At 61.8% G+C, this 14767-nt stretch carries 10 protein-coding genes; 8 read left to right on the forward strand and 2 right to left on the reverse strand.

Annotated features, from left to right (window positions below; genetic code table 11):
* Positions 1–4: 4 nt before the first annotated feature.
* On the reverse strand, positions 5–1981 hold the full coding sequence (locus J5M57_RS23680; protein WP_207849591.1) for a MacB family efflux pump subunit: 1977 nt from the start codon (positions 1979–1981) through the stop codon (positions 5–7).
* On the reverse strand, positions 1982–3154 hold the full coding sequence (locus J5M57_RS23685; protein ID WP_064586824.1) for an efflux RND transporter periplasmic adaptor subunit: 1173 nt from the start codon (positions 3152–3154) through the stop codon (positions 1982–1984).
* A gap of 323 nt (positions 3155–3477) precedes the next feature.
* On the opposite strand from J5M57_RS23685, the gene J5M57_RS23690 reads away from it, so the two are divergent.
* From J5M57_RS23690 to J5M57_RS23725, 8 genes are all read left to right on the forward strand, one after another.
* Complete coding sequence (locus tag J5M57_RS23690) at positions 3478–3960, forward strand: sigma-70 family RNA polymerase sigma factor (protein WP_064586825.1); 483 nt, start codon at positions 3478–3480, stop codon at positions 3958–3960.
* A 135-nt stretch (positions 3961–4095) separates the two neighbouring features.
* Positions 4096–5430 (forward strand): SidA/IucD/PvdA family monooxygenase, encoded by a 1335-nt coding sequence (locus J5M57_RS23695; protein ID WP_064586826.1) that lies wholly within the window; start codon positions 4096–4098, stop codon positions 5428–5430.
* A 558-nt stretch (positions 5431–5988) separates the two neighbouring features.
* The gene (mgtA, locus tag J5M57_RS23700) at positions 5989–8688 is read left to right on the forward strand and encodes a magnesium-translocating P-type ATPase (protein ID WP_207849592.1); all 2700 of its coding nucleotides are present in this window, start codon (positions 5989–5991) and stop codon (positions 8686–8688) included.
* Positions 8689–8844: 156 nt separating this feature from the next.
* On the forward strand, positions 8845–9561 hold the full coding sequence (locus tag J5M57_RS23705; protein ID WP_083366436.1) for an MgtC/SapB family protein: 717 nt from the start codon (positions 8845–8847) through the stop codon (positions 9559–9561).
* Between the two features lie 308 nt (positions 9562–9869).
* Positions 9870–10400: a fimbrial protein gene (locus J5M57_RS23710; protein WP_064586829.1), complete on the forward strand. Its 531-nt coding sequence runs from the start codon at positions 9870–9872 to the stop codon at positions 10398–10400.
* A gap of 146 nt (positions 10401–10546) precedes the next feature.
* The gene (locus tag J5M57_RS23715) at positions 10547–12934 is read left to right on the forward strand and encodes a fimbria/pilus outer membrane usher protein (protein ID WP_347709574.1); all 2388 of its coding nucleotides are present in this window, start codon (positions 10547–10549) and stop codon (positions 12932–12934) included.
* Between the two features lie 46 nt (positions 12935–12980).
* Positions 12981–13727, forward strand: a complete 747-nt coding sequence (locus tag J5M57_RS23720) for a molecular chaperone (RefSeq protein WP_207849593.1) — start codon at positions 12981–12983, stop codon at positions 13725–13727.
* Complete coding sequence (locus J5M57_RS23725) at positions 13724–14764, forward strand: fimbrial protein (RefSeq protein WP_207849594.1); 1041 nt, start codon at positions 13724–13726, stop codon at positions 14762–14764. The genes J5M57_RS23720 and J5M57_RS23725 overlap by 4 nt, the downstream gene beginning before the upstream one ends.
* The last annotated feature ends 3 nt before the right edge of the window (positions 14765–14767 follow it).

Genomic DNA, 14767 nt, shown 5'->3' on the forward strand with positions numbered 1-14767 from the left:
TCGATCATTCACTGGTAAGGGCCGTGACCGGGTCGAGCCGGGCAGCTTTGCGGGCAGGCATGAAGCCGAAGACAACACCGGTCACCAGGGCGCAAGCGAAGGCGCCGAGCACCGCCATCAACGAGAACGCCACGGCCACTTCACTGAGGATCAGCACGCCGCCGACGATCAGCGCCAGGGCGATGCCGGCAATCCCGCCGACCACCGAGAGCATCACCGCCTCGGTGAGGAACTGGCGCAGGATGTCGCGCTGGCGGGCGCCGGTTGCCATGCGGATGCCGATCTCGCGGGTCCGTTCGCGCACGGTCATGAGCATGATGTTCATCACGCCGATGCCGCCGACCAGCAACGAAATCGCGGCAATCGAACCGAGCATCAGCGACAGGGTGTTCTGGGTGCGCGCCTCGGCCTGGATCATCGCGGCGTTGTTGGTCAGTTCGAAATCCTTCTTGCCGTTGTGCAGGCGCAGCATCATGCGTTCGATGGCCTGCTCGGTCTCCTTGACCTTGCGCGCGTCGGCGGCGGCAATCGCCACGTACTCGGGGTTGTAGGTGCCGAACAGCCGAGTGCTGGCGGCGGAGTAGGGCACGGCAATGCGGTCGTCGCTGTCGGAGTCGCCGGAGCTGGCGCCTTTTTCAGCGAGCACGCCGACCACTTGAAACGGCACGTTCTCGATCAGGATGTATTGGCCGATGGGGTTGGCGACGCCCTTGAGCAGCTTGCTCCTGACCTTGTGCCCGATCACCGCCACTGCGGCGCCGGCGGCTTCATCGGCGGCGGTGAAATAGCTGCCCTCGACCACCGGCCAGTTGAATATTTTCGGGAAGTGGGTGTCGTTGCCGCCGACATAACTGTTGTGGTCAAGGTTGCCGAAACGCACCACGGCTTCGGCACCGTTGACCGGCATGATCTGCTTGATCAGCGGCAGGGTCGCGAGCACCGCCAGATCGTCCAGGGTGACAATGCCCTGGGGTGCTCGTGGATGCGGCGAGGCGCCGCTCAGGTAAATGATGTTCGAACCGAACGCGCCCATCTGCGCCATCACCTGGCGCTTGCTGCCTTCGCCGACGGCCAGCATGACCACCACCGACGCCACGCCGATGATGATCCCCAGCAGCGTCAGCGCGGTGCGGAAGCGGTTGATCCACATCACTCGCCATGCCGCGTGCAGGGCGTCGACCAACTCACCTTTCCACGCGCCGGTGGCTTCAGCGCCCTCGGCCAGACGCTTGCGCAGATCCACCGCTTGCAGGGCGCCGGGGTTGGCGCTGCTCTGCGCGTGGGGATTGTCGCGGGCGCTGTCGCTGATGATCAGGCCGTCGCTGATTTCGATGATGCGTTTGGCTCGCGCCGCTACTTCGCGGTCGTGGGTGATCAGGATCACCACGTGGCCCTGCTGGCTCGCCAGTTCGTCGAGCAGCGCCATCACCTCTTTGCCGCTGTGGCTGTCGAGGGCACCGGTGGGTTCGTCGGCGAGAATGATGTGACCGCCGTTCATCAACGCCCGGGCAATCGACACCCGTTGCTGTTGGCCGCCGGACAACTGATGCGGGCGATTGCCGGTGCGCGTAGCCAGACCGAGACGCTCGAGCAGGGCCGCCGCGCGGGCATGACGCTCGGCGGCCGGGGTGCCGGCATAGATCGCCGGCATCTCGACGTTTTCCTGGGCCGAGCCGGACGGAATCAGGTGGTAGCCCTGAAACACAAAACCGAAGGCTTCGCGGCGCAGCCAGGCCAGCTCGTCGCTGTCGAGGCCGGCGACGTTTTCCCCGGCAAAGCGGTACTCGCCGGACGTCGGCCGGTCGAGGCAGCCAAGGATGTTCATCAGGGTCGATTTACCGGAGCCGGACGCGCCGACAATCGCCACGAATTCGCCGGCGTGGATCGACAGGTCGATGCCGCGCAGCACGTGAACCTCGGGCGCGTCGCCGCCGCCGTAGGATTTGCGGATGTCCTGCAGGTCGATCAGAGGCGTTTGCATTCAGCCCCCGTTGCCGTCGGCCGGGCCGATCAACAGGTGATCGCCTTCGTTCAGCCCTTCGACAATCTGCACCTTGAGCCGGTCGCTGATCCCGGTGCGCACTTCGCGCTGCTGAATGTCACCGTTGGCCGCGACCACCTGCGCGGTCTGCAGGTTGGCCGTGGTGCTGCCCTGCAAGGCGGCGACCGGCGCAGTGAGGACATCCTTGGCCTGGTCGGCGACGAAAAACACCTGGGTGGTCATCTCCGCCATCAGCGCGTTGTCGGCGTTATCGACGTCGAGCAGCACGGTGTACAGCACCACCCGCGCACTGCCGCTCTTGCTGGTACTGGCCGGGCTGCCGCCGCCTTGGCTGGTCTGGTCCAGCGGCTTGGGTGGTACCGGCAGGATCTGCCGCACGGTGCTGCTCCAGCGCCGCTGACCGCCGCTGAGGGTGGTGAAATAAGCGCTCATGCCCGGTTTGACGTGGCCGATGTCGGCCTCGGAAACCTCGGCCCACACGGTCATCGGCGACAGTTTGGCGATGCGCAGGATCAACGGCGTCTGCTGCTGGGCGTTAAGGGTCTGGCCTTCGCGGGCGTCGAGGGCAACCACGGTGCCGGCCATCGGCGCGTAGATTCGCGTGTAGCCGAGTTCGGCCTGATCGCTGCGCAGGCTGGCTTCGGCCTGGCGGATCTGCGCCTGGAACATGTCGATGCGCGCCTGGGTGGCTTTCAGTTCGGCGCGCGCGGTCTGTACATCTTCTTCGCGGGTGGCGCCGCCGGCGGCGAGATGCTGCTGACGCTGATACTTCTGCCGCGCCAGTTCATGCTGGGCGCGCTGCTCCTGCAATTGCGCCTTGAGGTTTTCGATGGAGAAGCGCCCGGCGTCGAGTTTGGCCTTTTGCGTGGACGGATCGATTTCCACCAGCAACTGGCCTTCCTTGACCACATCGCCGACTTCCACGTGGATCTTCTGGATCTGCCCGGAGGCCTGCGCCCCGACATCGACATAACGGCGCGGTTGCAGGGTGCCCAGCGCGGTGACGCTGCTTTCGATGTCGCCACGGCTGACTTGCACGGTGGCGAAGCGGTCGCGGCCCGGCGGCAGGATTTGCCACGCGGCGTAGGCCACAACGGGAATCAGACAGAGGACTACGAGCAGGGCGCGTCGGGCGGGGCGGGGACGTTTCATGCAGGGTTCCGGCCAGTGGAATTCGGCCCGTCGTTCGGGGCGCGTGCAAAAGGCGCGCAGCCGCTGAACGCTGTCGCAAGGCACGACAGACACGGGGAGCTGTCCTGTAAACGACGAGCGCGGAGGGGAATTTAAGCGAAGACACAGGATGTTACAGGTATAGAACGGCACTATTTGACGGGCAACGACAAACGCCACTTTAAATCTATATGAGAATTACTATAAATTACGCACCTCAAGTTGCCACTATCTTGCTACCCGTTTTCGGGAGCCGTCGATCAGTGTGCTCAAGGATCGAATCCGCATCGAGGCGGCCGGGAGTCATGTTGGAAAACTACTATCGCGAGCTGGTGTGTTTCCTGAACGCCAAGCTGGGCAACCGTCAGGTCGCCGAAGATGTGGTGCATGACGCTTACGTGCGGGTACTGGAGCGCTCCAGCGACACGCCCATCGAGCAACCCCGGGCCTTTCTTTATCGCACCGCGTTGAATCTGGTGATCGACGATCATCGACGCAACGCCTTGCGCCAGGTCGAGCCGCTGGAAGTGCTCGACAGCGAAGAGCGCTATTTCATCCCGTCACCCCACGGCAGCCTCGATCACGGTCAGCGTCTGGAAATGCTCCAGCGCGCATTGGCGGAACTGCCGCCGCTGTGCCGCGACAGTTTTCTGCTGCGCAAGATCGAAGGCCTGTCGCACCCGCAGATCGCCGAGCACCTGGGCATTTCCAAGGCGCTGGTGGAAAAACACATCGTCAATGCGATGAAGCATTGCCGCCTGCGCATCAAGCAATGGGATGCCCATTGAGCCGGCGTCGTTAAATTTTATTTCACTGTCCTCGTTCCTACTCAACAGACGACCTGCTGTCCTGCTCAAGGGCCGGTCAGGTCACTTAGGCTCTCCTTTCCCCTTGTTGAGGGGTTCATCCAGAGGACACTGGAAATGACTCAGGCAATTGCATCGCCCATCGTTCACGACCTGATCGGCGTCGGTTTCGGCCCTTCGAACCTGGCGCTGGCCATCGCTCTGCAAGAGCGCGGCCCGACCCACGGCGAGCTGGATGTGCTGTTCCTCGACAAGCAGGCCGACTACAGCTGGCACGGCAACACCTTGTCGACCCAGAGCGAGTTGCAGATTTCCTTCCTCAAGGATCTGGTGACCCTGCGCAACCCGACCAGCCCGTACTCGTTCGTCAACTACCTCAAGCACCACGGCCGTCTGGTGGACTTCATCAACCTCGGCACCTTCTACCCGTGCCGCATGGAGTACAACGACTACCTGCGCTGGGTCGCCGGTCAGTTCACCGCGCAGAGCCGCTACGGCGAAGAAGTGCTGACCATCGAGCCGGTGCTGCACAACCATCAGGTTGAAGCACTGCGCGTGATCTCCCGCGACAGTGAAGGCCAGCAGTTTGTCCGCACCGCGCGTTCGGTGGTGGTGAGTGCCGGCGGCACGCCGCGGATTCCTGAAGCGTTCAAGGCGCTGAAGGGTGACAGCCGTGTGTTCCACCACTCGCAGTATCTGTCGCAGATGGCCAAACAGCCGTGCGTGAACAATCAACCGATGAGCATCGCGATCATCGGCGGCGGGCAGAGTGCTGCGGAAGCGTTCATTGATCTCAACGATTCGTTTCCGTCGGTGCAGGTCGACATGATCCTGCGCGGCTCGGCATTGAAGCCGGCGGACGACAGCCCGTTCGTCAACGAAGTGTTCTCGCCGGAGTTCACCGATCTGGTGTTCCAGCAAAACAGCGCCGAGCGTGAGCGTCTGGTCAACGAGTACCACAACACCAACTACTCGGTGGTGGACATCGACCTGATCGAACGCATCTACGGCATCTTCTATCGCCAGAAAGTCTCGGGCATCGCCCGTCACGCGTTCCGCACCCTGACCACCGTCGAGAGCGCCACCGCTACCGAAAATGGTATCGAACTGGCGGTGCGCAACAACGCCACCGGCGAAGTCACTGTGCGCAACTACGACGCGGTGGTGCTGGCCACCGGTTACGAGCGCCAGATGCACCGCAAACTGCTGGCACCGCTGCAAGAGTATCTGGGCGACTTCGAGGTTGATCGCAACTACAAACTGATCACCGACGAACGCTGCAAGGCCGGCCTGTACATGCAGGGCTTTTGCCAGGCCAGCCATGGTCTGAGCGACACGCTGCTGTCGGTGTTGCCGGTGCGCGCGGACGAGATTGCCGGTTCGTTGTATGAGCATGGCAAGAACCGTGGGCATCGTTCGATGGCGGATCTGTTGTTGGCAGCTGCCAGCTGAGCTTTGCGTCGTCTGTAATACCGCTATCGCGAGCAGGCTCACTCCTACAATGTTCTGTGCACGCAGGACAGCTGTAGGAGTGAGCCTGCTCGCGATAGGGCCATCAGACATGCTGAAAATCCGAAACCTGAACCCTTCCTGAACATCCCTGACACACCTCCTTACACGGGTTTACTCTCCAGACATCGAGGCGTAAGCTTCGCGCGTTTTCATCAATAGCGGAGACCCACAGTGGGTACTTGTTCGAGTGACAGTTGTCGGCCGGTCTCGGTAACCGGCAGATTCTCGGCAAGATAACGCGCAGCCTTTCTCTGCCGTTGTCTCGCCGTAAAGCGAGCAGCGGCATCCCGATCATGGTCAGTTGAGACCATGTCCCGACGTCCTTCTCATCGACACTGAAAAAGTGTGGTTTCGACCTTCGGGTCGTCCTCGCAACTCTATCGACACGCCTGTCTTTCCAGACCGGCGCGCCAAGCCTTGCCGTGCCGGTTTTTCCGGTGGACGAGGCGCGGCCGTACCTGCTCGACGGTTTCCCGGCTGACCACAGGGGCAACAGCCATGAAACTTACGCTCAAGGAATTTTTCGCAGGCTTCCTGCGCACACGCCACATCGCCCGGCACTTCCGCCGTCTGGCGCTGCTGGAATCGATCAACGACACCACGGTCAGCCGTGAAGTGCCGCCCACTTTGGCCAATACCCTGGTCGATGCGGCGCATCGCGACAGCGGCGAACTGCTGTCTTCGCTGGGCACCCACACCGACGGCCTGACCGACTTTGAAGTCGACGCACTGCGCGCGCAGTACGGCCTCAATGAAGTCGAACACGAGCAGCCGCTGCCATGGTGGACTCACCTGTGGCACTGCTACAAAAATCCGTTCAACCTGCTGCTGACCCTGTTGGCGCTGATCTCCTGGCTGACCGAAGACCTCAAGGCCGCCACCGTGATTTTCTCGATGGTGCTGCTGTCGACGCTGCTGCGCTTCTGGCAGGAAAGCAAATCCAACCAGGCCGCCGATGCGCTCAAGGCCATGGTCAGCAACACCGCCACGGTGATGCGCCGCGATGAGCCGCGCGTCGAACTGCCGATCAAGCAACTGGTCCCGGGCGACCTGATCGTGCTGTCGGCCGGCGACATGATTCCCGCCGACTGCCGGGTGCTCAGCGCCAAGGACCTGTTCGTCAGCCAGGCGGCGATGACCGGTGAATCGATGCCGGTGGAGAAATTCCCGCGTCAGGCCGACCGTGACACGCGCAATCCGCTGGAGCTGGAGAACATCCTGTTCATGGGCACCAACGTGGTGTCCGGCACGGCGGTGGCGGTGATTCTCACCACCGGCAACAGCACCTATTTCGGCGCGCTGGCGCAACGGGTCGGGGCGACTGACCGGGCCGTGACATCGTTCCAGATGGGCGTGAACAAAGTCAGCTGGCTGCTGATCCGCTTCATGTTCGTCATGGCGCCGCTGGTGCTGTTCATCAACGGGTTCACCAAGGGCGACTGGACCGAAGCGCTGCTGTTCGCACTGTCGATCGCCGTGGGTCTGACCCCGGAAATGCTGCCGATGATCGTCACCTCGACCCTGGCCAAAGGCGCGGTGTTCCTGTCGCGCAAGAAGGTCATCGTCAAGCGCCTGGACGCGATCCAGAACTTCGGCGCGATGGACGTGCTGTGCACCGACAAGACCGGCACCCTGACGCAGGACAAGATCTTCCTCGCCCGCAATGTCGATGTCTGGGGTGACGACTCCGATGACGTGCTGGAAATGGCCTACCTCAACAGCTACTACCAGACCGGACTGAAAAACCTGCTCGACGTGGCGGTGCTGGAACACGTGGAAATCCACCGTGAACTGAAAGTCGGCACGGCGTTTCGCAAGGTCGATGAGATCCCGTTCGACTTCAATCGCCGGCGCATGTCGGTGGTGGTCGAGGGGCGTGGCGAGCCGCATCTGCTGATCTGCAAAGGCGCGGTGGAGGAAGTGTTGGCGGTGTGCAGCCGCGTGCGTCACGGCGACGTCGATGAAGCCTTGAGCGATGAATTGCTGACCCGGATTCGTCAGGTCACCGCAGCATTCAACGCTGAAGGCTTGCGCGTGGTGGCGGTGGCGGCCCGCTCGATGCCCGAAGGTCGCGACACTTACAGCCTGGCGGATGAACAGGAGCTGACGCTGATCGGTTACGTGGCGTTCCTTGATCCACCGAAGGAAAGCACCGCGCCGGCGCTCAAGGCTCTGGCCGAGCATGGTGTGGCGGTCAAAGTGCTGACCGGTGATAACGAGCTGGTGACCGCGAAGATCTGCCGTGAAGTCGGCCTCGCCCAACAGGGCCTGTTGCTGGGCAACGATATCGAGCGCATGAGCGATGCCGAACTGGCGGTGGCGGTGGAAAAAACCAACGTCTTCGCCAAGCTGACGCCGTCGCAAAAGGAGCGCATCGTGCGCATCCTCAAGGGCAACGGGCACGTGGTCGGGTTCATGGGCGACGGCATCAACGACGCCCCGGCGCTGCGCACGGCCGACATCGGTATTTCGGTGGACAGCGCGGTGGACATCGCCAAGGAAGCGGCCGACATCATCCTGCTGGAAAAGAGCCTGATGGTGCTGGAGGAGGGCGTGCTCGAAGGGCGCCGGACCTTCGCCAACATGCTCAAGTACATCAAGATGACCGCCAGCTCCAACTTCGGCAACGTGTTCTCGGTGCTGGTGGCCAGTGCGTTCATTCCGTTTCTGCCGATGCTGCCGATGCACCTGCTGGTGCAGAACCTGCTCTACGACATTTCGCAGATCGCAATTCCGTTCGACAACGTTGATGAGGAGATGCTGAAAAAGCCACAACGCTGGCAGCCGGGTGATGTCGGTCGCTTCATGCTGTTCTTCGGCCCGATCAGTTCGATCTTTGACATCCTGACGTTCGCCTTGATGTGGTATGTATTCGATGCCAACACCCCGGATCACCAGACCCTGTTCCAGTCCGGCTGGTTCGTGGTGGGGCTGCTGACCCAGACGCTGATCGTGCACATGATCCGCACGCCGAAGATTCCGTTCCTGCAAAGCCGTGCAGCCATGCCGCTGTTGGTGATGACCGGGATCATCATGGCCGTCGGGATCTTCCTGCCGATGGGGCCGCTGGCCAACTACTTCAAGCTGCAGGCGCTGCCGTCGCTGTACTTCGTGTTCCTGCCGGTGATCCTGCTGGCGTACATGGCGCTGACCCAGGCGGTGAAAGGCTTCTACATCCGTCGGTTCGGCTGGCAGTAATGCTGCCTCTGTAGGAGTGAGCCTGCTCCGGGCGGCGTTCCGACGATAGCAATCTGTCAGTCAACATTTCAGCGACTGACACAGCGCTATCGTCGGAACGCCGCCCGGAGCAGGCTCACTCCTACAGGGGATTCGGGTGTTTTCAAGGACAAGACTATGCAAGCCATCAACAACCTCAACCTCACGTCACTGCTCGACACCCTGGTCAGCCTCAGCGCGGCGTTCATCCTCGGTGGTCTGATCGGTTTCGAACGTCAGTACCGCCAGCGTACGGCCGGCCTGCGCACCAACGTGCTGGTGGCGGTCGGCGCGGCGATTTTTGTCGACATGGCCAACCGCCTCGGCGGCGCTGAAGGCGCGGTGCGGGTGGTTGCCTACGTGGTCTCCGGCATCGGTTTTCTCGGTGCCGGCGTGATCATGCGCGAAGAGGGCAACGTGCGCGGCCTCAACACCGCCGCCACCCTGTGGACCTCAGCCGCCGTCGGCGCCTGTGCCGGTGCCGACCTGTTGGCCGAAGCGCTGCTCGGCACGCTGTTCATTCTGGCCGCCAACACCTTGCTGCGGCCGATCGTCAACAACATCAACCGCCAGCCACTGGACGTGGTCTCGGCCGAAGTCACCAACATCGTTTACGTGATCGCCCGGCGTTCGCAGCAGAAAGCGGTGTTCGCCTTGCTCGAAGCGGAACTTGAACGCAGCAACTACCCGGCCAGCGACATCGACGTGCATGCCTTCGGCGCCGATGAAATCGAGATCGAAGCGACGCTGGCGACCACCTCGGTGGACGGCGACGAACTGGACGCCCTGGTGGCGCGGATCTCCACGTCGGCGCTGGTGGTGCAGGCGTTCTGGAGCCCGAGCACCACCGAGTAAACTGCGTCTGGTGGCGAGAAATGTCCTACAGCTTGGGGGGAAAGGGCTTACATTTTCAGCGGTGTGCATCACTCATTATTTTCTCCGGAGCAGAGATGCCCGGCGTTCTGATGACTCTGTTCGGCATAACGTTTTAAGCGGTTCAGCCAGGCATGTACCGGTGGCAATTGCCAGCGGTATGGGGGGCTTGAGCTGTAGACGTAAACGCTGGTTTGTCGCTTCAACCGACAAACCGCGGTGCTGACTTGAATGATTCGGGAAGCCAGGCCGCTGGGCCGAATAAATAACTATCCCAAGAGATGCACACCATGAAAAAGCTTGTCGCTGTTACCGCCGCTACCGTTGCCATGAGTCTGGCTTCGTTCGCCAACGCTGCACCCGCTACCGGCAACCCGGGCACCGTGCGTTTTATCGGTGAGATCGTTTCCGGTGCCTGCGGTATCGACGCCAATTCTCTGGATCAAACCGTTTCTCTGGGTCAGGTTCCGTCGAACCGATTCAAGGCGACCGGCGATCGCTCCGACCCGGTCAAGTTCGACATCGTCCTGACCGACTGTGACACCACCACTCAGAAGAACGCCCGCTTTACCTTCAGCGGCGTACAGGACCCATCGGTGCCTGCGCTGTTCGCGACCACCGGTCTGGCGCAGAACGTTGGTATCCGCTTGCAGGCCAGCGCCGGCGAAATGCTCGACAACGGCAAGGAGCAGGTCGCGCCGGTGGTGCTGCAGGACGGCAACAACACCGTGACGTTTGCCGCCATGTACGAAGCCACCGCCGCGTCCGTCACCACCGGTGAAGCGGACAGCGTTGCCAACTTCACCGTTGCCTACAACTGATACGCCCGTATCAGCTGTTTAGAAGAAAGGGGTGAAAGCCCCTTTTTTCTTATTCTCCGAGCACTGTTTAAAGGGTATTGCCCGTGTACTGCCGCACACTTTTCGTGTCTTGCGTGTTGATCTGCTGTGCGCGTTCTGCAAGCGCCGTGGAGTTCAATTCGGAGTTCCTGAATATCGACCGTAAAGACGATATCAGCCTCGGGCAGTTCACCCATGCCCAATACACCGTGCCCGGAAGTTACCTGCTGGACATCACCGTCAACCAGCGCTACTTCGGCACGCGCTCCATCGAATTCAAACCTGGCGACAGCGCGCAGGACAGTTATGCCTGCCTGCCACCCTCGCTGGTGGAGATGTTCGGTCTCAAGCCTGAAGTGTTGAAGACCCTGCCACGCCTGGCCCAAGGGCAATGCGTGGACGTGCGCGCCATCGATAACGCAACCATCAAGTACATCAAAAGTCTGGGCCGGCTCTCGATCAGCCTGCCCCAGGCCAGTTTTGAATATGACGACCCCAATTACATTCCGCCGGCCGCCTGGCGCGACGGGCTGGACGGTGCATTGCTCGACTACCGGGTGATCGCCAACAGCCGCCAGTCCACGGCTTCCGGCGCTTCCGGCAGCGGCCGTTCGTTGCAAAGCTACGGCACCGCCGGATTGAACGTGGACGCCTGGCGGATTCGTGCCGACTATCAGGCCCGCCAGGCGTCCGGCGAGCAGAACAGCGGCATCCATGACAAGGCGTTCCAGTTGAACCGCCTCTATGCCTATCGCGCCTTGCCGGCCATTCGCTCGAAACTCTCGGTGGGTGAGGATTATCTGAATTCCGACGTGTTCGATACCTTCGCCCTGCGTGGCGCCACGTTGAGCAGCGACGACCGTATGCTGCCGCCCAGCCTGCGCGGTTATGCGCCACTGATCAGCGGGCTGGCGCGGACCAACGCGACAGTCACGGTGTCGCAGCAGGGCCGGGTGCTGTATTCGACGACGGTCACCCCCGGCGCCTTCAGCCTCCAGGATTTGAACAGCAGTGCCCAAGGCACGCTGGACGTCACTGTGCGTGAAGAAGACGGCAGCGAGCAGACGTTCACCGTGACCACGGCGGCGGTGCCGTTTCTGTCCCGTGAGGGGGAACTGCGCTACAAAGTCTCGGCCGGTCAGCCACGACTCAACGGCGCCGGTGGCAGCGAGCCGGGGTTCCTTTCCTCGGAAGTGGCCTACGGATTGCCTTGGGACTGGACGGTCTATGGCGGTGTCCTGGCCGCTTCGGACTATATGTCCGACGCCATCGGTCTGGGCAAGGATCTGGGGGTGTTCGGCGCCTTGTCGGCAGACGTCACCACTTCCCGCGCCAAGCTGCGCTGGAGCGGCGAAACGGTGGTGGGCAACTCCTACCGGATCAACTATTCCAAGCATTTCGATGGCATTGGCACCGACCTGCGCTTCCTCGGCTATCGCTTTTCCGACAAGACCTTCACCAACTTTTCGCAGTTCGCCGGTGACCCCGATTCCTACGCCTTGAACTCCGGCAAACAGCGTTACTCGGTGACACTGGCCAAGCAGTTTTCCTGGCTCTCGACGAGCGTTTCCTACGACCACTCCACGTATTGGGACGCGGCGCCGTCCGACCGGTTCGGCCTGTCACTGGCACGCAGTTTTTCCGTGGGCAACGTCAAGAACGTCAACGTCAATCTGTCCGCCTATCAGACGCGCAATGCGCTACAGAGCGATTCGCAGATCTATGTCGGGGTGACGGTGCCACTGGGGGGCAACTCGATGCTGTCGAGCAACGTTCAACGCTCGGGGTCGGCAGCGCCGTCGGGCAACGTCGGCTATAGCCATGACGACGGCGACGGCCTGAATTATCAGGTGTACGGCGGCCTCGGCGACAGCCGTTACGTCAACGCCTATGTCGGCAAACGGGCTTCGACCTACCGGGCCAACGCCTCGGCCACCACCGACGGCAGCACCTACCGCTCGCTGACGGCTGAACTCGACAGTTCGCTGGTCGCCACCCGTTACGGCGTGTCGGCTCACGGCAACGGCTCCAATGGTGATACCCGGCTGCTGGTCTCCACCGATGGCGTGCCGGACGTGGCGTTCACCGGTCAGACCCGCTCCAACCAGGCCGGTTACGCGGTGATGGACGGACTGCCGTCGTTTCAGGCCTACGAGGCGCGGATCAACATGGAGAAGTTGCCCCTGGACACCGAAGTCTCCAACCCGGTCCAGCGCCTGGCGCTCACCGAGGGCGCGATCGGCTATGTCAATTTTTCTACGGCCCGTGGCCACAACGCCTATGTGGCGCTGATGCGCAGCGACGGCAAACCGGTGCCCTTTGGCGCATCGGTACAGGACCGGGTCACGAACAAGGAAGTGGGCATTGTCGGCGAAGCCGGCGTGACCTATCTGCTGGGCGTCAAGGCGCAGGCCGAACTGGTGGCCGTGTGGGCAGACAGCCAGCGTTGCGCCCTTGCCGAGCTGCCTGAAGAGAACGTGGTGACCAACATCGCCAAACCCGTGCAGTGCCTCTGAGCGGGCGCTGAACACTACCCCTTTCCCAGTCTTGCGGAGCACCCTCATGCAGTTTTTTTTGTTTGCCAATACGCGTCATGTGTTCAGTCGTTGCGGCCTCGCGCTTGGCCTGTGTATGCCGTTGCTGGCGAGTGCAGCCGTGGTCCCGGATCGCACCCGCATCGTGTTTGAGGAAAGCGCGCCGTCGGTGAGCGTCACGTTGAGCAACAAAAACACGCAATTGCCCTTTGTCGTGCAGTCGTGGATCGAGAACGAAGCGGGCCAGAAGGTCACGACCCCCTTCATGGTGCTGCCGCCGTTGCAGCGCATCGAGCCCAGTGAAAGCAGCGTACTGCGTATCGTGAAGTTGCCTGAACTGGCGTTGCCCAAAGATCGGGAGTCGGTGTTCTACCTCAACGTGCGTGAAATTCCGCCGAAGACCGAAGCGGTCAATTCGATGCAGATCGCCTTGCAATCGAAAATCAAACTGTTCTACCGCCCGGCAGCGGTCAAGCGCGAGCGGGGCGACGACCTGGCGTTGGGCCTGAAGCTGAAAATCGATCCGGTCGGCAAGCAGTTGCTGGTCGACAACCCGACGCCTTTTCACATCACTGTGGTCGGGCTGCTCGCCGGTGCGGAAAAAACCAGAATGCCGATCGAGACGATCATGATCGCGCCTCGCGGCAGTGCCCGGTTTGCGCTGACCAGCACGGCGTTCACCACGCTGCGGGTGTCGAACATGAATGACTTCGGCGGCCAGACCGACACGCTGTTCAACTGTGCGGCGAATGTCTGCAGCGGTGTCAAACCATGAATCGCCAAGGCGGGCGCTGCCGCCAGTCCCGGCTGGTCAGGCTCTGCCTGGCGGCATTGCTGTTGGTGTTTTCCCAGGCTTCTTGGGCGATGTTTTGCAAATCGCTGGACGATGGCGCTTACCTGAGTGAATACATCGGTCCCGTGTCGGTGCCCGATACGGTGCCGGACGGCACGATCATCTGGCGCTCCAAAACCCACGTGGTCCCGGCCAAGTGCTGGAAGGTCCACGACATTCATTTTCGCGAAGACGATCCGATTTACTTCTACGGAAACCCGGCGGGGCTCAATGCGACGTCCTGGGGCATCGAATTCGGCCTGGTGTACAAGGGCATGACCGCCTGGGACGGTGACTGGAGCGCCAACCCGACACAGGGGGTGAACACCGGCTATATCTCGCGAGGCTGCCCATCGGCGAGCAATGATGCCGAGATGTTGCCGTGCTCGCTGGTTAACCCCAGCGTTGCGTTTCAAGTGGTGATCCGCAAACGTGGGTTGCTGCCGTTACAGCGGCCCTCGCAAGACACCTATGACGTGTTCCAGTTCGACGGCTTGTACGGCCTCAACGGGGGGCCGGGCAACCCGTTTGGCAACTTCCGTTTCCAGCTCAGCGGTTTGCAGAACATTGTCGGTACCGCCTGTACCGTCGATGTAACGGTAACGCCCGAGCCGGGTATCGTCGATTTCGGAGTGATCCAGAAAACCGCCACGGGCCTGTCGCCGCCCAATCCCACACGGCCGTTCAGCCTGGCGCTGGAGAAGAAGTGCAGCAGCGCGATCAACGTCGGTGCAACGTTCGTCACCCCGCAGCAGCAGGGCGATTACACCATTTTGCCCACCGCCGACAGTCAGTTCGGCATTCAGGTCAGAGATGCGCGCAACACCCTCGTGCCGATCAATGAGCCCTTTGCACTGGCCAGTTTTGCCGCAGACGTGAGCCATATCGATGTGCCGTTCAGCGCATCGGTCGTGCCGTTGGGCGACCCCAAGGTCGGACCATTCGAAGCGATCATGGTGGTGCAGATTGTTTACTACTGACGC

The organism is Pseudomonas sp. 86_A (assembly GCF_017491705.1).
Taxonomy (GTDB): domain Bacteria; phylum Pseudomonadota; class Gammaproteobacteria; order Pseudomonadales; family Pseudomonadaceae; genus Aquipseudomonas; species Aquipseudomonas koreensis.